Genomic DNA, 21,447 nt, shown 5'->3' with positions numbered 1-21,447 from the left:
TTCTTGCTATCTTATTCATTAATTTATCAAAAAAGTATAACGTAGCGTAAAGGTCAACGTAAATAAGAAAATAATTTAATTTCCAAATTCAATATCACTATAAGCATTCGTCCAGTGATAAGGCTGAAGTTCCTCTAGTGTCTTATAAGTCAAATGACCCTCTCCCGTAGTCACTCCTACCGACACCTGATTTCCCCAGTACAATAATCTTTCCTGACAAATACCACAAGGGGTCAAAACTTTAAACTCACTGTTTTCATCATCTCTAACGATACAAATACTGTGTGTAATAACATCATCGTTTTTATGCGCTTCAAGAATAGCACCTGTCTCTATGCATAACTCAGTTCCAGCATTAATCACTTCTGGTGCCACCGATATATAAATCTGCCCTTTTTTAGAAAACATAGCCGCAGCTCCGCCCCAACCTTCTGGATATCTTTTTTTAATAAAAGACATGGCTTCTTCAAATAATTTCTCTTCGATATTCATACTATACACATCCTTCAACAATTTTTTGTAATATAAATGTCAAAAGTTTTTGACATTATTAATTTAGGATGCTAACATTGTTTGTAAAAAAATTTTGACATTTTAGGGGGATATTATGAAAACACTTGGTTTTATATCAATTATTATTTTTACAGGTGCATGGGGATTTCTGACCAAAAAGTTTCTTCCTAATGATATGATAGATGGAAATAATAATAAATTTGATGAGAGAGAAACTAAAATTCTATTAGAAGTTGCTTCAAACACATTAGTGTGGATAGTATATGCTCTGCTATTTAGTATTTTAAGTAAATTAGTAGGATTATCAAACTTAGATAAAATGCGGTTTCCTCATTATCCAGAAATTTATTTTATAATTCTAATAGGTATTTTATTTCTATTTAATCTTTTCTATGTTAGAAATAAATACAGTGTTAAAGGTTGATGATATGTGAAAAATAAAATAAGAGAACTGCGAAAAGAGTTAGGTATATCTCAAGCAGATTTAAGCAAAAAATAAATGTCTCCAGGCAGACTATTAATGCGATTGAAAATAATAAGTATGATCCTACCTTGTCACTCGCGTTTAAATTAGCAAAAGAATTCAATATAACGGTTGATGAACTTTTTTCATAAACAAAGAGAAGTGCTTGATAAGATAAGTACTTCTCCTTATTTTTGCGATGATTATTTTACCTCATATACTTTAATAGCTGCCTCACCTATACATCCATTCTCTATATGATAGAAGTAATTAATCTGCCACTTCTAAGTCCTCTCAGCTGTTTGATTAAGCTCTCTTTCCCATGGCGGATATATTCTAAATGCCATTTTTCCAGTTAAGATTTCTTTATCAAATATAAATCGTCCCATTAAAGAACCATCAGTAATATTGATAACCAGGTTTTGTTCAATATCTACTACTTCAAATGGTATATTTTTATTTTTGTCATCTTTTTTCCACACCGCTATGAAGTAACCCACTTTATCGGGTGTCTTTTTAGCCAACCGACTCTTAAAATGCTGATTGTTTAATGTAATGTCCAAACCCTCATATTCAACATCATATGGATCTTGACCGATTACTAAACTTTTCTGATCTAATCTTTCAGTTGTTTGCTTCCACAGAAAAAACGTCTTAAAGTTTTCCATAACAGCTCCTATCAATTGGACATCAATACATTGATGTTCTTAGTCAACAATCTTAAATGAATAGTCGTGAGTCCATTTATTATGAATTTCAAGCGAATAATCCATATTTCGTGCTTTCGCTCCACTAACCAAACTATCTATCTCTTTCATATTAAAATATGACTGAATACCGATTAATATTACATATGAAAAAACAAGCATGATAATTATCATGACTACAGCCATTACATATTTTCTTTTCCTCAAAATTTAATCTCCTTTTACTCCTACTATTATTGTATGATTAGTTAAATTATAACAAATATGTTAAAGTTGTAATAACAAATCAAACACTAAAAGGGGAATAAACAATGGGTTTCCACTATGCGATATTACTATTACTTGGCATCGGATTGATGATATTCGGTTGTACCTATAAAAAGAATCTCAACGTTAAAGTAATCTCTATCGTTTGTTCCGTCTTGATGATAGCCGCTTCCCTGTTATTGTTACTGCCTGGTTCTTCTGAGATATTAGATATTTTGATTAATCAATAATATGTTTGACAACATCATTACACCAGACCCCATCGCTTCCGAGAATAGCGATGGGTCTTGGATGCTGATATTATCGTCAGGACTCGTGTTTAGTGACTGTCTTCTTCTCCTATACGGTTACATCTTTATATTTCTCCATCCTCATTATTCCTTCTTCATCAGCTGTTGTTACACCTGGCTTTAAGTTATAACCGAATTTCTGGTAAAATGGTACCGCTGTAATAGAGGCTGGAATTTCTATTCTATCTGCACGTTTATATAAATCATCATTTTCCAAAGTTTCAATGATTAATCTGCCTATTCCCTTACCTTGATATTCTGGTAATACGAAAATAGTAAAGAAACTACTCTCAGTTAAACTATCCCAGTATGGACCAATGGCGCCTGTAGCAATAATTTTATCGGCATCACGAAATACATAGAAGTGCGTCCAACTGGCTCTTTCAATGATTGATTCTACCGTAATTTTAGAAATCTCTCTTTCCAAATCTTCTTGAGAATAATCATTGATATTTGTCTCAAGTGTAGCTCTTCTAATTAAATGGGCTACCTCGGATGCATCTTCAGTAAAAAAAGGTTTTATATTTAAATCCATCAGTGCATCCTCCTTCTAAATAAACTTCTGAGTTACTTTCCCTTTACCATCACTATATTCCACAATGCCATATGCACCGTTTATAAATGTAATCTGTGGCGGCATGTGTCCGCAGTCAATATCATAGATAATCGGAATCTGAAGGTCGTCAGCAGTATCCTGATATACATCTTTGATTGTATAACTATTCGTATCGGTAGTTACTGGCGTTCTGCCGAATAAGATACCACTACAGTTATCAAACCAACCTGCATATTGCATCTGTACCAGTATTCTTCTGAACTCCACAGTGCTCACTTCACAATTTTCCAAATACCATATAACAGGTTCATCTTTAATATACTTTTCTCTGAATGCTTTCACATCGCCATATGGTGTACCTATCAAATGATTGATGACATCTACACAGCCACCTAATAGTCTACCCTCTATTGTGACCGCTTCTGCGTTAACAGATTTCCATTCAGTCTGTGTATCCAAGTTAAAAATACTCTCAGATGGCTGACTATGATTCCATTTACTCTGATAAAATTCCGATGAATATTGCACAACTTCTTCGTTAACTTTAGTGTTAAGCACTTTCGACCACATAGCCGTAGTTTCATCAGAATAACGACCACGTAAATCGACAATATTAGTTCCATGTGCAGTAGCAATACCCGTCTTCAGAGTAATAGCCAGAAGTACGGTACTGATATCTGAGTAGCCAAGCAACCACTTTGGTTTTAATTGATCATATTCAATTTTATTTATAATTTCTAATGCAAGCTCTCCTCCGAATGGCGGAATAATAAGAGATGTTTGATCATCTGTAAATAATTCATTTAACTCTTTTGCTCGAATGTTGGAATCAGTAGAACGAACTTTATCTTGAGTCAGCACAGACGGCTTAATGATAATTTCATAACTATCCTCAAACCTTTTTCTTATATCATCCAAATAGTGATGCATACGTTCTGGTAATCCAGATGATGGTGCAGTCACACCAATCACAGCATGTTCATCTAATGTAGGATATTGAATCATATAAAGACCTCCTTGATGGGAATAAATTATACTGATTATACCATTACATCATGCTATTAATAGATTATTTCTGAATCAATAATTCGATAAAATAAAAAGAACTAATCAGTATAATTAGTTCCAAAATTACATTGCATTATAATTTATTATTATGTTTCTTAGTTACTTTTAGAATAATAAACGGTGGTCTATAATTCACTTTTTGAATTTCCTCGGCATCCCACAATTGAAAAGACATTGTCTATTAACGTATTTATTAAAGTCCCTATTGTTCTGTGATATCTCACGACTTGATTATCCAACCACATAATTGGACGCTCAGTTTCTTCAAAATAATGATCCATTTTGTATCTGAATTTAACAATCGCAAAGTTTTAATTACATTATCATTTTGCTAAAAAATTACTAATAACTTAATACTTCCTAATATCCAATGGTTTAAAGTTTTCAATAAATCCTTGTATTTCATTGATTGATTTTGCAAAGCATATATTTTTTCTATCCACATCAGAAAGAAAACCGCTGCTTACCATATTATCAAAAAATCCACTGAGCAAATCATAGTAGCCGCTTCTATTATAGAGAATGCATGGTCTATCGTTCTGTCCGATTCTCGACCAGGAGATCACTTCCGCAATCTCTTCAAGCGTGCCTGGTCCTCCTGGTAAAGCCAGACAGACATCTCCATTTGAAAGGATTTTATTCTTTCTTTCAGACATATTTTCTGCAATGATTAATTCAGTTAAATTAGGATGAGCGATTTCTCTGTCAGCTAAAAACTTAGGCATGACACCAATCACTTCTCCGCCGTTTTCCAGTACAGTGTTAGCAAGCGTGCCCATTAAACCCACATTGCCCCCGCCATAGACTAGTGAATGACCATTATGAGCAATCCATTCTCCAATCTCAATTGCATTTTCTTCAAACTCTGGTGAATTTCCAATACTCGCACCACAGTATACAATAATTTTCATGTTCTTTTGCTCCTTCGCTTCATTATTAATAATATTTTCTATCTACTCTTCTCCTGTTAGTTTCAACCCAACCTCTTCAAGGTTTTCTTTCAGAATCCGTATTGCTTTCGGTCCTACTCCATGCATTTTAAGAAGCTCTTTCTCTGTCAATTTTGATACTTGTTCTAATGATTCAATACCATGATTTTGTAGAGCTCTAGTAGCGGGTTTACCTATTTTTCCGAATGCTGTCATAACCATCACCTATTTTCTAAACAGAAAACTGCCACGCAATCCGTAGCAGTTTTCTCTTTTATTATCATTGAACATCTTCTTCATAATCAAAATAACGATTAGATAAATATTGCTGTAACATCGCTACAAATGCACCGGCAGCCCAGTACAATGGCATTGCTGCTGGTAATGTCAAACTAGGTATTAATATCATCAATGGACTGATATAAGTCAGCATTTTCATTTGTGCAGGTGTATCTTCGGGCATATATTGCATCGATAGCTTGACCTGTACGTAATAGAGAAATGCTGCAATCAGCGCCATCAATATATCAGGCGTACCTAGGTTGAACCATAGGAAACTTTGACTAGCCAGTTCATCATTATGTGAAATAGCAAAGTAAAGTGCAGTCAGTATCGGCATCTGAATTAAGATCGGTAAACACCCGCTGTTGATAGGACTTGTCCCCTTCTTTCTATGCAGTGCCATAAGTTCCTGTGTATACATATTACGTTCTTCAGGTGTCGTCGCTTCTTTCATCTTCTTATTAATTGCATCAATTTCAGGTTTGAATTTCTTCATTCTAAATTGTGCTTTTCTTTGCTTCTTAAATGAATAGAACATAAGGGGCATCATTAAAATCCTCACACATAACGTGACTAGAATAATTCCCATTCCATAACTGCCATCAAAAAATTCAGCAAAGAACTTAATAAAGGTAATAACAGGTTCAACTAACAACTGATGAAACAAGCCATCATTCTGTGGTGCACAGCCACTTACAACAAATACTAACCCTACTAATATGAAACTAAATAATTTTTTCAATTTTTATCCTCCAGTATATTAATTAATGGTTTGATTAATATACTGGTGTTAAGTCTTCCTCATCTGATAGCTTGGACAGACACCGAATCCGCCACCTAAGTATCGGGAACCTCCAGGCTGCGATACATTGATGAATAACCGGTTCGGTACGTTCTAATTTGAAACGACAGATAAGATTGAAAGTGACTTTAATATGGAAGAGAATATAAAGGAGAGTTACAATTAACGATGAAAAAGCAATCAGATAATAAGTGATATAACTCAGCATGAATTCTTCACCTATCAGACTCATCAACCATTCCATCATCAGCACCCTCCTCTCGATTCATTCATTTATTTAATCTTAGCATAACGATGAATAAGTATAAAAGTTTATCCATATGATATAGATAAACTAAACTAATTTGTTCCTATCAATAATCATTCTTAATTTATTAATGCTGCTTTCTATATCATTTTCATCTATATATGAATACGAGAATCTCAGACTATCATTTGCTTTATCTGAATAGATTTCTCCAGGATGTATTAATATATGTTCACCAAGTGCCATCTGAAAGAGCTTCTTTAAATCTATTCTTTTATTGAAACGAAACCAAATATAAAATGAGCCTTCTACCGGCTTCCACCAGCCTAAGTCTGCCAGATACTTAGTTAAAGCCTGTTCCATTATTTGCTTGCTTCTTTTTAATTTTTCTTTAATTTTTTCAATATGTTCTTCATGATAATTTTCAAGCCATTTTGTAGCGATAAATTGCGAAATCGAGCTTGCTCCGTAATCATTTTGCATCTTTAAATCTGCCAGATGATCAATTACTCGCTCATTACCTATCAACCAGCCTATTCTTAATCCTGGACTTACTGTTTTAGATAGACTCCCAAGATACAGTACCTGGTTAGTATCATCCAGCTCCTTCATCGATTTTGGAATCTGTCCATCAAACCATAACTCACTGTAAATATCATCTTCTACAATAGGAATTCCTTTTCTTTTGCATTGATCCAATATCTTATATTTCTCTTCTATAGAGTATGTATGAGTTGTTGGATTGTGCAGGGTGGGATTGCAATAAAATAAGCTACCAGTGTAATCTTCATTTTCTCTAAAAATAGAGTTGATATTCGTTTTGATATAATCGATAGATAATGGAACAATTTTCGAATGAATATTATGCCAGGTTCTGATTGAATTAATATATGAAGGCGTTTCGACAATAATTTTAGATTTCGGGATGAGTAGTCCATCAGCTATTAATTTAAGGCCTTGCAAAGCTCCTGAAGTGATGCATATTTCTTCTACCTCACAGTTGATGCCCCGCTTCTCTGCCAATGCTTTGATCTGCTTCCTTAAAAGAATATTCCCCTTCGGCTCTTCATAATTAGAGGATAGCTGTATATCCCAGTCATTCTGAATAATTTCTCTAAACTGATCATTAGGAATAAGAGAAGGCGAAAGTTCTCCTGTACTCAATCTGATAATATCTTTCTGAAATTCACATCTATTGATCTCTCTAATATAAAATTGATTATTTGCAGACGAACTATTTCCGATATAGTTCTGCCAATTGAGATTATTATGAATATATTTGCTCCAGTTATTATCAGCTACATAAATGCCCTGCTTCTCTTTCGTCTCAAGAATGCCTTCACTTTTCAACTGCTCAATTGCATGAACTACAGTCGTTCGATTGACATGATAATGTGCTGCAAGACTTCTTTGAGAAGGAATTTTCATCCCAGGTTCTAATACTCCATTATTAATATCATGAATGACATCATCTATAATTTTTTGGTATAACGGCTTATCCACAGTAAATCTCCCATCTGGTTGACCTTTATTTTGAAACTGGCTGATTAAAAGCTGTAGTATAATCATTAAACTTAGTATAAGAATTGAAAATGAGGTGTTCAACATGTTACAAGCTCTTTTACACGGTTTCCTACTCGCGCTTGGTTTGATACTGCCCCTGGGTGCGCAAAATGTGTTCGTATTTAATCAGGGTGCTAATCATAAAAGCATCAGAAAATCACTACCTGTTATCATGACAGCAGGATTATGCGACACATTACTCATATTGTTAGCTATTCTAGGTGTGTCATTATTACTGAATCAATATCCAATGCTTCAGCTGGCTATTTATGTCATCGGTCTTATATTTCTACTCTATATGGCATGGTCATTATGGCACGAAAAGCCAGCAGATCAGTCAACGCATCCACCCTTGTCCGCTCAGAAACAGATCGGCTTCGCTTTATCAGTGTCACTCCTTAATCCTCATGCCATCATGGACACAATTGGCGTCATTGGAACCAGTGCATCCATTTATAGCGGTAATGAAAAGATTGCCTTTACTCTCGCTACAATACTCGTATCATGGCTCTGGTTTTTCAGTCTAGCTATTACAGGCAAACAAGTGGGGAAATTTGATTCATCAGGAAAAATGATATTAATTCTGAACAAAGTATCAAGTGTCATTATCTTGATTGTAGCAGGGCTGATAGTGAGAAATATATGGTTGATGATTTGAAACTAATAAAGGATTGGAGATTTAAATGAAGTCGCTGTTCTTTTAGATGAATACCGTATGTTTTATCAAAAAAAATTAGATGTTGAGTCATGCAAAAATTTTCTGGAAGACAGATTTAATCATCAGGAATATAAAATCTTCATTGTTGGAGAAGATAATATCATTGGATTCGTACACATTTATCCTGTCTTTTCTACTGTCAGTTTGCAGAGAGCTTATATTCTGAATGACCCCTATGTTCATTCCAGCCATCGTTCATCTGGGCAGGTCAAAAACTGATTAAACGAACATTTGGATATGCGAAAGAAAATAATGCCAGATACGTCTGTCTTAAGACAGATGAAGATAACATCGAGGCTCAAAAGTTATATAAAAAAATGGGAATGGATGTCGATTTCTCTTATACCATCTTCAACAGTTTCCGTACTCAACAGGTGACCACCTACCGTGACATCCAGCAATTCTTTATAATCATTTACAGTCTGACTTCTGAGCTGAAACAGTAAAGAATCTTCCATGATAAAAATACATTGGAAAGTTTCATGCCATTCTCCCTTTTTATGCACCTCATCTCTTTTCATTGTTCCTTTATGTACGTAATTATCGGAATATATATTCAATATTTCTTTCATATCATCATCCTTTTTTTGTTGAATCATATTTAATAAGCATCGATCGACCCACTAGATTCTGAAATTCCCCCTTATCATAGATAACTGAATGCCCATCACCTATACAAATCACATCACGATATATACTCTGTTTTATTTCTTCAACTTTCTCTTCATTAAAATGACAGACTAAACTATAATCAATAAATGATAAATATTCTTCCTCCACACCATAACCCGCTTCACTACCAAATACGATTGCACCTGCACTCTGGCCATATATGACTTTTTTCTGCTCAAATATTTTTAACATATCGGTAAGATTTGCATGTTTAATCTCATGCGTTAGTTTAGTTACAGAACCTCCAGAGAAATATATGGCATCAAATGAAACTAAATAATTTAAAGTCAATGATGCTAAATCTGTACATAAACTCACTTCTTTAATACCAACTTGTTCAAACATATCTTTTACATAATGATAGCTACTTTCATATGATTGATGGTTTTCATCACCTACATGAGGAATATAGAGTACTTTTCCAAAACTAATAAGTTCCGCAAACTTTTCATTGGTCTTTAATATGTCTTGGGAACTGCTACCACCTGAAAATAGAAACATATGCTTCACCTCTCACCTATTGATAAAACTATAGTTAGCGCTAATATATTAACTTAATTAAAATAAATATAAATATAATTAAAAATTATTTGTATTATTATTTAAAATATATTAATATATAAGCAAGGAGGATGGTTATGAATAAAGACGAAATTCCAGAATGGATACTCACTCTGGATAAAGAAGATATACAATTTATTAAAAACTTTTTATTAGAATCTGGTTCTTTAAAAAGTATTGCTAAGTTATATGATGTTTCATACCCTACAGTACGCGTAAGACTCGATAATTTAATTAACAAAGTTAGACTGTCAGATCAAAATGAACACTCGCATTTAATCAGCTATATTAAGTCGCTAGCAATTGATGAAGTTATTAGTTTAGACGAAGCCAAGAAGTTAATAAATCTATATAAAGAAGAAAAAGGGGAATAACTATATGAATGGATTAGCTAATATATTTATCTATGCTGCAGTTTTTGCAGCTCAATACCTCCTATCATTAACTAGCCATAAATGGCTTAGTTTAATTGTTCCAGTATTTTTTACAATTTTTATGATCTATCAGGTAAACGCTCAAATTTTATCACCACTGACTGCTGTTCTTATAACAATCGTCATGTATCTGTTTTTATATGGTCAATTTAGAACTGCTCAGAAGAACAAAGAACAGAAACAGAAATCTGAGCTTAATAAGATGAAAAGTAAAGATATTTAACAAATATAGAAGATTCAAAACAGGCCCTCTACTATATAAGTAAAGGGCTAAATTTTTACAAATAAATAAAATTATTTTCTATATTTATTCTTAAGATCAAACTTCTTATAGAATATAAATATAGCAATAAACGAGAGCATCAAATTCACAAAGAATTTTATTACAGGATCTTGAGTATCATTGAATAGAAACAGTAAAACAATAAACTATCCAATTAAATTTGCAACAGTCACCATAATAAAAAGAATTAAGTATTGCATGTAATTTCTCCTCTCTATTATCTATTCTTATTCCTGCCAGCCCTTTTTCTTGATTTTTCTTACATAATCAGTATTCGCCATCAATGACGAAGTTAATATAGGAATCAATACAATCATAAACTGTATCTTCATATTATATTTAAGCATTAAAACGCTATATATTATTCCTCCGACTATTGAGAGAATACTCGCAACTAGATAGGCTAATGAACTTTTACCCCTTTTATTAAACATACGTAACTCAGACGTAAAACCTGCCAGCATCAATAAACTGAATATACCCAAATAAGAAAGAGCCATTTTAAATGAATCCCATACTTCTAAACGATGTTGCTCATCTATTGGTAGTTTATAAAATTCTTCAGTATATAATTCATTAGTAAATGCGTAAATGATCCATAAGAATAGAAGCAGAATAGCAAATGGAATAACAATCATTTTATGCTTGTCATACATTTGATAACTAATAGGTGCTTTCGGTCTAAAGAAGTTCGTTGTGTAATCGTGCCATGCTTCTTTCCATGTTATCTTCTTTTCCATTATAAACATCCTTTTCAGAATTAACTTTTTTGATAAGGGAGGTTTTTAGATTTTTTTATAATATCTTTGACATACATCCCATTGCTCATCAAGATAATCACCCACATCAATATCAGAAATGGAAAGAAGCTCACTTCTCTATTCTGTGTAAATGCCATCCCACTATAAATCACTCCCCTTATTATACATTTCATAACTAATCGGAGCTTTTGGTCTGAATATATTCTCAAAAAAATCTGACAGTGCCATCTTAAATGTTACTTTATTTTTCAATTCTACTCACCTCACTTAATATTACTTTCACTACTCTATCTTTTATTCATCTCTTTTACTATGGTAATTGCCTACCGTCGTCAGGTTCACTAGGATAAAGCCGATTAAAATAGCAGTCAGCACTAAATGAAAAGTTGAAGCGTGCCTACTGGCCTTCCGGGATGGTTATCAATCAAATTAAATATAAGTGTCAAAAATGCTATAGCTGTTATGATGATAGTCATCATATTTTGCCTTCTATAACTGATGTATCCATCCTGACTTTTAAAATCCAGCAGGTGACTAAAATAATACTTCACGGTTTCCAACGTTTTATCCATATAAAAACCACCCCTATCCTCATACTTTAAGTATAAGCGACAAAGGTGGTTTTAAATAACATTTTCTGTATTTTTAAGAAAAATTTAAGATTGCTTTAGTTGATACATTAATATACCTGCACAGACAGCGACGTTCAGACTTTCTGCTTGTCCGTATATCGGCACGAATAGATTTTCATCGGTTTCATTCAATATGAGTTCATCCACGCCTTGTCCTTCGTTACCGAGAACTAGAATAAATTCATCTGATAGTTCGACTTCTTTATAGTTTTTACCGTTTTTCAGGCTCGTACCATATATTTTACCTGTAAATGATTGTCGGATGTCATTGAAATCTGCTTCGATGACAGGTATATGGAAGACACTGCCTTGACTAGATCGTAGGACTTTATCATTGTAGATATCAACTGTGCCTTTTGAAATGACCACACCGTCATAGCCTGCTGCATCTGCTGTTCTGATAATGGTACCGACGTTGCCTGGATCCTGGATACGGTCAAGGTAAATGAGCTGCTTAAATGCTGTCAGTTCATGTTCCGGTGTATTGCAGACGGCATAGATACCTTGCGGTGATTCTGTCTGTGATAACTTCTCTGCAATTTTAAAAGTAATCTGAAATTGTTCTTTACTTCCCGCTACCATTTCTTCAGATATATCATGTGGGTTGACACTTAAGATAGTTTCAACTTCAAGACCGCTTTTCACCGCTTCTTCTACTAGATGATAGCCTTCCACTAAAAATTGCTGTGCTTTCTTACGGTCTTTACGTGCATGCAGTTTTGCGAAATTTTTAATTCTTGTATTCTGTACGGATTCGATTAATTCCATGATTGGCTCCTTTTTTCTTTTATTATACCTTATCTTGAAATCATGTGTGAACGAGTTGAAAAAGGGAATAGTGATTTATCAATATTATCCATTGGAGGCTATATCATGAAGCAATATGATGTTATTTTTATAGGAAGTGGTCACGCGGCCTGGCATGCAGCTGTCGCTCTTACGCAGCGCAAGATGTCGGTCGCTCTTATTGAGAAAGATACACTGGCAGGTACTTGTACGAATTTCGGTTGTAATCCGAAGTTTTTACTGGAGAGTCCATTTGAAGTCCTGGATGATATCGAGCGTCTCGATTCTATATTTGAACAGAAACCTGATGTCAGCTGGGAAAACTTAATGGCTTATAAGCATGAAGTTATCAATCCACAGAAGGATTCACTCGGTGATCTCTTCAACCAGATGGGTGTCGATATTATTAAAGGGTTCGGTAAGATTAAAGATAAAAATACAGTCACGGTAGATGGCACAGATTATGGCGCTAAATATATTGTTATTGCAACGGGTCAGCGCAGTCATGTACTGGATATTGAAGGTAAGGAATACCTTCATGACAGCCGTGACTTTATGGATTTAGAGACCTTCCCAGAGCGCATCACTTTTATCGGAGGCGGTTACATCAGTATCGAGTTCGCAACTATTGCGAGTAAATTGGGTGCCAATGTCCATGTCATCAGTCATTCAGACCAGATTTTGAAGGCTTTCCATCAGCCTTATGTTGAGAAACTTATCAAAAAACTGGAAGAAGAAAATGTGACGTTCCATTACAATGAAGATGTAAATAAGGTAGAAGAAGGTCCTAATGGTCTTAAGTTAACAGCACAGTCCGGCTTCACGCTAGAGACGGATTATATTGTTGATGCGACAGGACGGATTCCTAATGTTGAGAATATGGGACTGGATGAACTTGGTATTAAATATAGTGACAAAGGCATCAAAGTGAATAAACAGTTACTGACTAATGTCGATAATATTTATGCAAGTGGAGATGTGCTGGATAAGAAGATTCCAAAGCTTACTCCAACCGCTTCATTTGAATCGAATTATATCGCACTACAAATTATGGCGAGAGAAGCTAAACTACTCAATCCTCTGAAAGCACTGGAACTCGTACCGATTAAGTATCCAGTGATTCCAACAGTAGCCTATACTCTCCCTCGATTATCGCAAGTGGGTCTATCGATAGCTGAAGCCGAAAAAAAGGGTTACGATATTAAAACGATTGAATTCGGTAAGCAACTGCGTTTCCAGTATAAAAATGAGACCGATGCTGAGATGGTCATCGCACTGGATAAGAAAAAGCGTATTGCAGGTGCAGCGATTTATGCACATCAAGCTGCCGATCTGATTAACATCATGACATTTATCGTTGAAAAGAAATTGACGGCTAAAGATCTGAACTTAATGATCTTCGCCTTCCCAAGTGAATCCAGTGGTATTCTTGATTTACTGAAGGTACAGATGCTCGGTATTGATATGGAACTATAAAAAAAGCTGCCTGCTGGCAGCTTTTTTTAGTAGGTCTGGTCGATAATCTGATCGATAATCTCGTCTGTCAATTCACTGACTACTGCATTAACAAGCTGAAGTGCCTGATTGTAATCCTGACGATTCATCATGGATACATTTGAATGGATATAGCGTGTCGGTACACCAATCGTGACAGCCGGAATACCGTCGAAGCTTTGGGCGATGTGACCTGCATCCGTATAGCCACCTGTCAGATAGTCAAATTGAATATTGATGCCGTGCTTCTCTGCAATATCTGTCACGAACTGACGGAATGTAGGATGGCCGATATGCCATGCATCTACCAGAACAATGATCGGTCCTTCCCCCATCTTCGCATGACCTGACATATTCGGTGTTTTGGCACAGATACCTACATCAAGCACGATTGCTATTGATGGTTCCACTTTGTGAGCAGCGGTCTTCGCACCACGTGATAATGTCTCTTCCTGCGTCACTGCTCCTGAAACAATGGTGATATTAGGGTCTGGATTATCACGGAGCACTTCCACTGCAAGTGCACAGCCGAAACGATTATCCCAGGCTTTTGCAAGCAGATAATTCGGATTGGTCATCACTTCGAATTCACTGTACGGTGTGATTGGATCACCGATACGTACACCCGCTTCCAGTGCTTCTTCCTTGGAATTGACACCAATATCAATAAACATATGACTGACTTCTGCAGCCAGTTCTTTTTCTTTAACACCGAGGACATGTGGTGGTTTTCCTCCGACTACTCCTCTGATATCCCCTTTACGTCCTGTAATCGTTACCTTCTGACTGAGCATGACATTCGCCCACCAGTAACCGAGATTTGTGAACATAATAAATCCGTCATCCGTGATATGCGTCACCATAAAGCCGATTTCATCGAGATGACCTGCCAGCATCAATGTATGCCTGCTGTTCCCTTTCTTACCGAAAATACTACCTGTATTATCAGTGATGATGTCATCAGATATAGGTGCTAAGTATTCCCTCATTAAGTTCGTCATCGGACGTTCAAATCCCGATACTGCATTACAGTCGGTCAGTCTTTTAAATAATTCCAGTTGTTCCATCATTATTCCCCTTTCGTTCTTACATTCAGTATATGATTAATAAATTTATAATTGAAGCCTTATTTTTCATAAACTGATGGTTGATTAGGAGTATTTCATGATATTTCAGAGCAAAAAAAAGATATTCTGCATTTTTGCGATAGAAGGCGGATTTGTCAAAGTAGTGATAAGGCATTATATTGAGGATGAGGTGATGGCGTGTTCAGTAAAATACACGAAGCAACAGCTTACTTTGAATATTTGAAGTCAGCTGATGGACGAATTGAGTTAAATATGGCTGATAAACTGGCATTGAAAAACTATCTTAAAGGGTTTATCGGAGAAAAAAAGTATTTTGAGATGGCCCAGCAATGTGGTGGAATTAAGCTTTGGGATATATCGCTGAAAAATCCGGGACTCGCCCAGTATGATTTTATCTACATTTATGATGGCAAGGTCTATCATCTGGATATTAAGAATTATAGCGGTGAAATGCGGATGATGGGTCAAAAGTTTGTGACTGGAAGTGATTATTATAATCAGGATATACTGTCACAGCTCGAACGGGCTGACTATTATTTAAAGAAATTCGTTAAGATGAATGGTTTTACATTTGAGGTTATCAGTCGAATTGTTTTCATTAATCCTGCGTTAAAACTCAATAACTTTAATCAGGATCCTAGAATCGTTTTACCTCATCAAGTCAGAAATATTGTCGATTTTTTTCAAAAAGACCGGACAGCATCACATGAGGAAATACGGTTGAGGGACCTCCTCCTTATTCATCATCAGCAGATTAATCCTCATGAACGTATCGCCTATTATCCATTTGAGAATATGAAAAAAGGCATTCGATGTCCCTCGTGTCGATGGGTTGGAATGGTAGGTGTAGAAAAAAAGAAAAATGTTAAGTGCCGATGCGGTTATTCCAATTTAAAATCTGAAGTGCTTAAAATTACGATTGATGAGATGCTTAGACTTAAAAATGCACCTGTTACTCGTAAAGAAATTGAGGATTGGACCAGCATGAAGCCACGTGCTATTCAAAGAGTTCTGAAAAAATACTATAAAATGAGTTATAGTAATAAGTCTACTACTTTTTCTTCTCTCACATGACGTGGAAACTCCATTTGCGCGTCATGTCAGTTTTTGTTTAACACTTTGACTCCTTCACATGACGTGGAAACTCCATTTGCGCGTCATGTTAATCTACTTATTCACCAATTTCTATCCATCTACTCAAATTATATTTTAACCCTGGATCATGGTTGACTTTAACAACTGGACTGTATCCGATTCTAGATTCAAAGTTTACTTTCAACTCAACTAATAGCATAACCAGACATAGGCATAACATGATGGCTGCTACAATTCCTGTAAAGACCACAATCGATTTTTTCTTTAAGTTATTCATCTTTCACCCTCCATTTTCTTCTATTTTATATGAATTAAGTTAATCAAAATAGAGGTTTTACCCTTTTTTAAGGTAACTTTAAGGTAACTAAAAAAGACAGTTCACAATGAACTGTCTCTACTGATATAAATTTTTGAAAATATTCTTAGCCTGATTGTCACCTTCAATATGATTAAATTGAATGTGTTTCAGCACTTCCTGGTGAACCATTCGATACTTCTCCTGCTTCTTACTATTACTCAATTCATCAATGACATAATAGTAACCGCCCTGATCATAACGCTCAAGTACTTCATCGATATCTACTTTGTCTTCACTGACAATCAGATAACATTCGCCGAACTCCGGTAATTTCTCAAACCATGACTCACCGTGACGACAGCGGATGACATCCCCTACTAAGATCATCGCCGGATGCGTTATACTTGCACGTTCCACTTCACTGACGATATGCGAAATATCACTAATCACTGTTTTTTGATAACCATAACTTGCATGACCGACTACAGCTGCCGGCAGATGTTCCCCCATATTTTCAGTTAGAACATCAACGATATTAGATAGTTCCTTCATCCCCATATAAAGTGCAAGTGTTCCCCCTTTTGCAAGGGCCTGAAAATCTATTTCTCTGACACTATCTTTCTGCAAGTGACCTGTCGCAAAAGTGACATGTGGTGAATACTGACGGTCCGTCAATGGAAAACCGCTGTATACCGCTGCGGCTGTGGCACTTGTAATCCCTGGAATAACCTCATAATCAGCCCCTTGCAGACTTTCCACTTCTTCAGTTAGTCTGCCGAATATAGCTGGATCTCCGCCTTTCAGTCTGACAATCATCTTGCCCCGAGATGCCGCGCGGTTGATCACTTCATTGATAGCGTCCTGTTTCATATATTTCACATCAGGATTTTTGCCCACATAGATTAATTCACAGTCATTTTTAGAGAGCTGCAAGAGTAATGGATTGACGAGTCTATCATAGATAATCACGTCAGCGTGTGCAATCACTCTTCTTGCCTTTAACGTCAGAAGACCGGGATCTCCCGGTCCTGCTCCGACAAAACAGACTTTACCTACACCCATATAAAGACTTCACCGTTTTCAACTTCAGTCTTATAAGTTTCCACGCAGCCATCACTATCAGGTGGCTGTACTTCACCATCCTCAAGACTGATTTTACGTTCATGAAGTGAACAATATACAAAGTGGCCTGATACTGTTCCATCACTCAACGGACCCTGCTGATGTGGGCAGAGATTATTGACTGCTCTTACTTCACCGTCATCCAGTAGGAAGACACCGATTTCTTTACCACCGACGTAACATTTCATCCCAATCTGTGGTTTTAAGTCTGAGAGATTAAATACTTTTACTTTCTCCATATTATACGCGCCCCACTTCGAAGATTTTACGTTCATTTTCATTTTCAATAACATTGCTCCATGGTTCATGCTGACGATCTTTGTTTGCATCCATCAGACGTGCATGAAGTTCTTTACGTTTTGCTTCGTCCATCAGTACTTCCTGAACCTTTTCGAAGCCAAGACGATCGAGCCATGGTGCTGTACGTTCACCGTAGATACCTGTCTCGCGGTAGTATTGCATCATTGCGCCGCATAATTCGATGACTTCATCTTCTGTCGGTACTGTTGTTAACAGTGTTGCAGCTTTTACTTCTGTACCACCGTTACCACCGATATAGATCTGGAAGCCGTTCTCGACCCCGATCACACCGAAGTCTTTAACACCAGATTCTACACAGCTACGCGGACAGCCTGAGACACCCATCTTGAATTTGTGTGGTGTATCGATATATTCGAATGTGGATTCCAGGCGGATAGCGAGGTCATAGGTGTACTGCGTGCCCCAGCGGCAGAATGCTTTACCGACACATGATTTAACAGAACGTGTGGATTTACCGTATGCCGCCGCTGAACGCATGCCGAGCTCATCCCAGATTTTCGGCAGGTCGTCTTTTTTGATACCGTACAGACCGATACGCTGTGCACCTGTGATTTTCAGCAGATCGACCTCATATTTCTTCGCCACTTCACCGATTTTAATCAGCTGCTCAGGATTTGTGATACCACCCTGCATCTGCGGGATAACTGAAAATGTACCATCTTTCTGAATGTTGGCACGGAAACGTTCATTGGCATAACGTGAATCTTTTTCGTCTTCATGTTCATGGGGCCATACCATATTGAGGTAGTAGTTGACCGCTGGACGACATTTCGCACAGCCGCCTTCGTTGTTCCAGCCCAGTACATTACGCACTTCTTTGGATGTTTTAAGGCCTTTGGCACGAATCTGCGTCACAATCTGGTCACGTGTAAGTTCTGTACATTCACAGATACCTGTTGGTCCACCTGCATTGAAGGAATCACCTAGCGTATGAGCAAGTAAGTCAGCAATCTGACCTTTACATTTACCACATGAACCGCCGGCCTTCGTATGTTTAGTTACTTCTGCAACTGTTGTCAGACCTTTTTCATGTACTGCAGTGACAATCTGTCCTTTAGAAATACCGTTACAGCCACAGATGGTTTCATCGTCTGCCATTTCAGCAACACTGATGGCATCGACTTCACCTGCTTTATGCAGCAGTGAAACAAGTGTGAATTCCTCGATTGTTTCACCTTTTTTAATCATGTTATAGAAGCGGTTACCTTCTTCAGTATCACCATATAGCACGGCACCGACGACTTTACCTTGGTCAACAAACACTTTTTTGTAGACATTATCGACACCATTGAAGACTTCGATACCACGGATGGTTTCACCTTCGTAAATTTTACCTGCACTGAACAGATCACAGCCGGATACTTTAAGAGAAGTAAATGTAGCAGAGCCATGATAGCCATCTGTCGGGCGACCTGTGATATGGTCTGCCAGCACTTTACCTTGCTCGTATAATGGCGCGACTAAACCGTAGACTTTAGAATTATGTTCTGCACATTCTCCGACAGCATAAATGTTCGGATCACTTGTCATCATGTTGTCATCAACGACGATACCACGACCGATTTCAAGACCTGCAGTACGTGCCTGTTTTGTAACTGGACGAATACCGACTGCCATCACGACTAAGTCTGTTTCAATAACTGTTCCATCACTCAGTCGGACTGCTTCAACCCGGTCCTGACCGATAATTTCCTGCGTATTACCTTGCAGCTTAAATTTCATCCCTTGTTTTTCAAGATCAGCTTTCAGCATGTCCCCAGCTTTACGGTCAAGCTGCATTTCCATCAGCCATTCGCCTAAATGGACAACTGTGACATCCATGCCTTGATCGAGAAGACCACGCGCACATTCCAGACCGAGGAGACCTCCACCGATGACCACAGCCTTACGATAATGTCTTGCCTGTTCGATGATATATTCAGTATCTTTGATGGTTCTCCAGCCGACAACGCCGTCCAGTCTGATACCATCTATCGGCAGTAAGAATGCTGTTGAACCTGTCGCCATGATTAATTTGTCATATTCATAAACAGCTCCGTCTTTAGTGGTGACTGTTTGTTTTTCACGGTCGATTTCTTCTACACGGTCATCATTATGTAAAGTAATCCCATGTTCTTTATACCATGCATAGTCATTCAGGATTGTTTCTTCTACTGTCATTTTCTTCTGTAAAATGTTAGACAGCATAATACGGTTATAGTTCGGATAAGGTTCCTCCCCGATAATCGTAATTTCAAATTTATCAGGATCTCTATCTAAAATCTCCTCAATAGTTCTGACCCCTGCCATACCATTACCGACCATTACTAATTTTTCTTTCATGGGTGTCTCTCCTTTTATATCGAATCATCATTTAGAAATGATTGAAGTTTATTTTTAAGTATTTTACTTGTCTCAGGATTTTTACCATCTGTTGAAATCATGATGCGGGCATCTGCCGTACGGAAACTTGCCATATTAAAAAATGTAGAATTTGCTTTGTTCGTGCAATCATTAACGAGTTGATGCGGTTGTATCTGCTCAATAACTGCTTGATTGACAGCTGGATCATCTGTTGCGATAAAAACCATATCAAATGCTGAAATATCATGACGGAAAGACTCTTCAATAATCATCGTATCTAGCGTCTTAATTTCATCTGTTATTTCATTCGCAATGACTGTGATATCAGCACCTTCACCCTTCAGTCCTTTGACTTTACGAGTGGCGATGCGACCCCCACCAATCACGACTATTTTCTTATCTGTCAAATCAAGCATGACTGGATACATCGAGTGCCTCCAGCTTATTCAGTACAGCCTGTGCCATTGAATCATCCAAATCCAGCGTCTCAGTAAAGTGAATCATCATACCATCAGCGATAAAGGGTTCACTCAGCCGTTTGATTTTGCGCACTAAATGACCGTCAAACAGAAAATATGGCATAATCGTCACTTCACCGTCCAGATTCTTCAAGCGTTCCTCAAAACTCAGTTTGCCGTATAACATCGCAGCACTAAGTTCCTTATCAGTCCGCTGCTGCATCTGACTTACTACTTCTGTCAGCATCATATCTGGTTCATCAAAACGCTTATTACCATGTGCGACAATCAATACATGGCCTCTTGCTTCATCAATTCTATCAAGCGCTACACGCCAGACACTTTCCTCATCACCGAAACAGTCAGCAACTCTATAACTTGCCTTATCACCGAGAACTGACTCCAGCTGCTCAGGAATATCCTCCTGGGCATGCATGGCTGGAAACAGCAGCATTGGCATCACGAGAAATTCAGTGACACCTGCTTCAAGCATCTCGCTCGCTACAAGTGGTACATTTTCATCGTCCTTTTCCAGAAAGGCAAGACGCTGAATCCGCTCCGGTCTTTTTTCTATAATCAAATCAACAAATTGACGAAACTTTTCATTTTTATCTGGCATCTTAGAACCATGGGCAATATATATAATTCCCTGCACCCAATCCCCCCTCTTCAATACACTTTTATTTTATCGTAC

At 36.9% G+C, this 21,447-nt stretch carries 27 protein-coding genes and 3 pseudogenes; 9 read left to right on the top strand and 21 right to left on the bottom strand.

The features are described 5' to 3' along the window. Window positions 1-75 precede the first annotated feature (75 nt). A complete protein-coding gene (locus ERX37_RS01295) occupies window positions 76-492 on the bottom strand; it encodes a cytidine deaminase (RefSeq protein ID WP_133428841.1) in 417 nt (138 codons plus the stop codon). Between the two features lie 115 nt (window positions 493-607). Between ERX37_RS01295 and ERX37_RS01290 the strand changes: the two genes are divergently transcribed. Next, window positions 608-937, top strand: a complete 330-nt coding sequence (locus ERX37_RS01290; protein ID WP_133428840.1) for a hypothetical protein — start codon at window positions 608-610, stop codon at window positions 935-937. Window positions 938-943: 6 nt separating this feature from the next. Further along, window positions 944-1,128 (top strand): annotated as a pseudogene (locus ERX37_RS01285) (helix-turn-helix transcriptional regulator). A gap of 132 nt (window positions 1,129-1,260) precedes the next feature. Here ERX37_RS01285 and ERX37_RS01280 read toward each other — a convergent pair. Then, window positions 1,261-1,644: a MepB family protein gene (locus ERX37_RS01280; protein WP_133428839.1), complete on the bottom strand. Its 384-nt coding sequence runs from the start codon at window positions 1,642-1,644 to the stop codon at window positions 1,261-1,263. Between the two features lie 350 nt (window positions 1,645-1,994). Between ERX37_RS01280 and ERX37_RS01275 the strand changes: the two genes are divergently transcribed. After that, window positions 1,995-2,180: a hypothetical protein gene (locus ERX37_RS01275; protein ID WP_133428838.1), complete on the top strand. Its 186-nt coding sequence runs from the start codon at window positions 1,995-1,997 to the stop codon at window positions 2,178-2,180. A 109-nt stretch (window positions 2,181-2,289) separates the two neighbouring features. Here ERX37_RS01275 and ERX37_RS01270 read toward each other — a convergent pair whose 3' ends face one another. The 7 genes and pseudogenes from ERX37_RS01270 to ERX37_RS01240 all read right to left on the bottom strand — a co-directional run bounded on the left by ERX37_RS01270 (window position 2,290) and on the right by ERX37_RS01240 (window position 7,627). Then, entirely contained in the window at window positions 2,290-2,775 is a 486-nt protein-coding gene (locus ERX37_RS01270; protein WP_133428837.1) for a GNAT family N-acetyltransferase, read from the bottom strand. A gap of 15 nt (window positions 2,776-2,790) precedes the next feature. Beyond that, window positions 2,791-3,801: a S66 family peptidase gene (locus ERX37_RS01265; protein WP_133428836.1), complete on the bottom strand. Its 1,011-nt coding sequence runs from the start codon at window positions 3,799-3,801 to the stop codon at window positions 2,791-2,793. A gap of 413 nt (window positions 3,802-4,214) precedes the next feature. Then, entirely contained in the window at window positions 4,215-4,775 is a 561-nt protein-coding gene (locus ERX37_RS01260) for an LOG family protein (protein WP_133428835.1), read from the bottom strand. A gap of 78 nt (window positions 4,776-4,853) precedes the next feature. Next, window positions 4,854-5,009: pseudogene (locus ERX37_RS01255) on the bottom strand (helix-hairpin-helix domain-containing protein); the annotation flags it as partial. Window positions 5,010-5,073: 64 nt separating this feature from the next. Continuing rightward, complete coding sequence (gene yidC / locus ERX37_RS01250) at window positions 5,074-5,817, bottom strand: membrane protein insertase YidC (protein ID WP_133428833.1); 744 nt, start codon at window positions 5,815-5,817, stop codon at window positions 5,074-5,076. 34 nt (window positions 5,818-5,851) lie between these two features. Next, on the bottom strand, window positions 5,852-6,124 hold the full coding sequence (locus ERX37_RS01245; protein ID WP_133428832.1) for a hypothetical protein: 273 nt from the start codon (window positions 6,122-6,124) through the stop codon (window positions 5,852-5,854). An 87-nt stretch (window positions 6,125-6,211) separates the two neighbouring features. Next, window positions 6,212-7,627, bottom strand: coding sequence for an aminotransferase-like domain-containing protein (locus tag ERX37_RS01240; RefSeq protein WP_165981934.1), 1,416 nt, complete (start codon window positions 7,625-7,627; stop codon window positions 6,212-6,214). A 103-nt stretch (window positions 7,628-7,730) separates the two neighbouring features. Between ERX37_RS01240 and ERX37_RS01235 the strand changes: the two genes are divergently transcribed. Further along, window positions 7,731-8,345, top strand: a complete 615-nt coding sequence (locus ERX37_RS01235) for a LysE/ArgO family amino acid transporter (RefSeq protein WP_133428830.1) — start codon at window positions 7,731-7,733, stop codon at window positions 8,343-8,345. A gap of 257 nt (window positions 8,346-8,602) precedes the next feature. Further along, window positions 8,603-8,674, top strand: a pseudogene (locus ERX37_RS11755) (hypothetical protein); the annotation flags it as partial. 36 nt (window positions 8,675-8,710) lie between these two features. Here the strand turns inward: ERX37_RS11755 and ERX37_RS01230 are convergent. Both ERX37_RS01230 and ERX37_RS01225 read right to left on the bottom strand, forming a co-directional pair. After that, complete coding sequence (locus ERX37_RS01230) at window positions 8,711-8,977, bottom strand: NUDIX hydrolase (protein ID WP_165981933.1); 267 nt, start codon at window positions 8,975-8,977, stop codon at window positions 8,711-8,713. Window positions 8,978-8,981: 4 nt separating this feature from the next. Next, window positions 8,982-9,578 carry a Type 1 glutamine amidotransferase-like domain-containing protein gene (locus ERX37_RS01225; RefSeq protein WP_133428828.1) on the bottom strand — a complete coding sequence of 199 codons (597 nt, stop codon included), beginning with the start codon at window positions 9,576-9,578 and terminating at the stop codon, window positions 8,982-8,984. 137 nt (window positions 9,579-9,715) lie between these two features. Between ERX37_RS01225 and ERX37_RS01220 the strand changes: the two genes are divergently transcribed. Continuing rightward, window positions 9,716-10,012 carry a DUF2089 family protein gene (locus tag ERX37_RS01220; RefSeq protein WP_133428827.1) on the top strand — a complete coding sequence of 99 codons (297 nt, stop codon included), beginning with the start codon at window positions 9,716-9,718 and terminating at the stop codon, window positions 10,010-10,012. Between the two features lie 4 nt (window positions 10,013-10,016). Then, complete coding sequence (locus ERX37_RS01215) at window positions 10,017-10,295, top strand: hypothetical protein (RefSeq protein WP_133428826.1); 279 nt, start codon at window positions 10,017-10,019, stop codon at window positions 10,293-10,295. Between the two features lie 287 nt (window positions 10,296-10,582). Here ERX37_RS01215 and ERX37_RS01210 read toward each other — a convergent pair whose 3' ends face one another. From ERX37_RS01210 to ERX37_RS01200, 3 genes are all read right to left on the bottom strand, one after another. Further along, window positions 10,583-11,095: a hypothetical protein gene (locus ERX37_RS01210; RefSeq protein WP_133428825.1), complete on the bottom strand. Its 513-nt coding sequence runs from the start codon at window positions 11,093-11,095 to the stop codon at window positions 10,583-10,585. Between the two features lie 395 nt (window positions 11,096-11,490). Next, window positions 11,491-11,688: a hypothetical protein gene (locus tag ERX37_RS01205; RefSeq protein ID WP_133428824.1), complete on the bottom strand. Its 198-nt coding sequence runs from the start codon at window positions 11,686-11,688 to the stop codon at window positions 11,491-11,493. Between the two features lie 84 nt (window positions 11,689-11,772). After that, window positions 11,773-12,516: a TrmH family RNA methyltransferase gene (locus tag ERX37_RS01200; RefSeq protein WP_133428823.1), complete on the bottom strand. Its 744-nt coding sequence runs from the start codon at window positions 12,514-12,516 to the stop codon at window positions 11,773-11,775. Window positions 12,517-12,621: 105 nt separating this feature from the next. Here ERX37_RS01200 and ERX37_RS01195 point away from each other — a divergent pair, with 105 nt between their 5' ends. Further along, window positions 12,622-14,010 (top strand): dihydrolipoyl dehydrogenase family protein, encoded by a 1,389-nt coding sequence (locus ERX37_RS01195; RefSeq protein ID WP_133428822.1) that lies wholly within the window; start codon window positions 12,622-12,624, stop codon window positions 14,008-14,010. Window positions 14,011-14,036: 26 nt separating this feature from the next. Here the strand turns inward: ERX37_RS01195 and ERX37_RS01190 are convergent, their stop codons facing one another. Continuing rightward, a complete protein-coding gene (locus ERX37_RS01190) occupies window positions 14,037-15,098 on the bottom strand; it encodes a M42 family metallopeptidase (protein WP_133428821.1) in 1,062 nt (353 codons plus the stop codon). Window positions 15,099-15,293: 195 nt separating this feature from the next. Here ERX37_RS01190 and ERX37_RS01185 point away from each other — a divergent pair, with 195 nt between their 5' ends. After that, entirely contained in the window at window positions 15,294-16,190 is an 897-nt protein-coding gene (locus ERX37_RS01185; protein WP_133428820.1) for a nuclease-related domain-containing protein, read from the top strand. A gap of 97 nt (window positions 16,191-16,287) precedes the next feature. Here ERX37_RS01185 and ERX37_RS01180 read toward each other — a convergent pair whose 3' ends face one another. From ERX37_RS01180 to ERX37_RS01155, 6 genes are all read right to left on the bottom strand, one after another. Continuing rightward, window positions 16,288-16,488, bottom strand: coding sequence for a hypothetical protein (locus tag ERX37_RS01180; protein WP_133428819.1), 201 nt, complete (start codon window positions 16,486-16,488; stop codon window positions 16,288-16,290). A gap of 117 nt (window positions 16,489-16,605) precedes the next feature. Continuing rightward, complete coding sequence (gene cobA / locus ERX37_RS01175; protein WP_133428818.1) at window positions 16,606-17,571, bottom strand: uroporphyrinogen-III C-methyltransferase; 966 nt, start codon at window positions 17,569-17,571, stop codon at window positions 16,606-16,608. Then, complete coding sequence (locus ERX37_RS01170; RefSeq protein ID WP_133429645.1) at window positions 17,562-17,870, bottom strand: nitrite reductase (NAD(P)H) small subunit; 309 nt, start codon at window positions 17,868-17,870, stop codon at window positions 17,562-17,564. Before ERX37_RS01170 ends, cobA begins: the two co-directional genes overlap by 10 nt. A 1-nt stretch (window position 17,871) precedes the next feature. Then, window positions 17,872-20,274 (bottom strand): nitrite reductase large subunit NirB, encoded by a 2,403-nt coding sequence (gene nirB, locus ERX37_RS01165; protein WP_133428817.1) that lies wholly within the window; start codon window positions 20,272-20,274, stop codon window positions 17,872-17,874. A 14-nt stretch (window positions 20,275-20,288) separates the two neighbouring features. After that, a complete protein-coding gene (locus ERX37_RS01160) occupies window positions 20,289-20,723 on the bottom strand; it encodes a precorrin-2 dehydrogenase/sirohydrochlorin ferrochelatase family protein (protein ID WP_133428816.1) in 435 nt (144 codons plus the stop codon). Then, the gene (locus ERX37_RS01155; RefSeq protein WP_133428815.1) at window positions 20,704-21,408 is read right to left on the bottom strand and encodes a sirohydrochlorin chelatase; all 705 of its coding nucleotides are present in this window, start codon (window positions 21,406-21,408) and stop codon (window positions 20,704-20,706) included. Before ERX37_RS01155 ends, ERX37_RS01160 begins: the two co-directional genes overlap by 20 nt. Between the last annotated feature and the right edge of the window lie 39 nt (window positions 21,409-21,447).

The organism is Macrococcus hajekii (assembly GCF_004359505.1).
Lineage (GTDB): Bacteria > Bacillota > Bacilli > Staphylococcales > Staphylococcaceae > Macrococcus > Macrococcus hajekii.
Note: the sequence above shows the minus strand (reverse complement) of the source record. Positions and strands in the feature narration are given on the sequence as shown.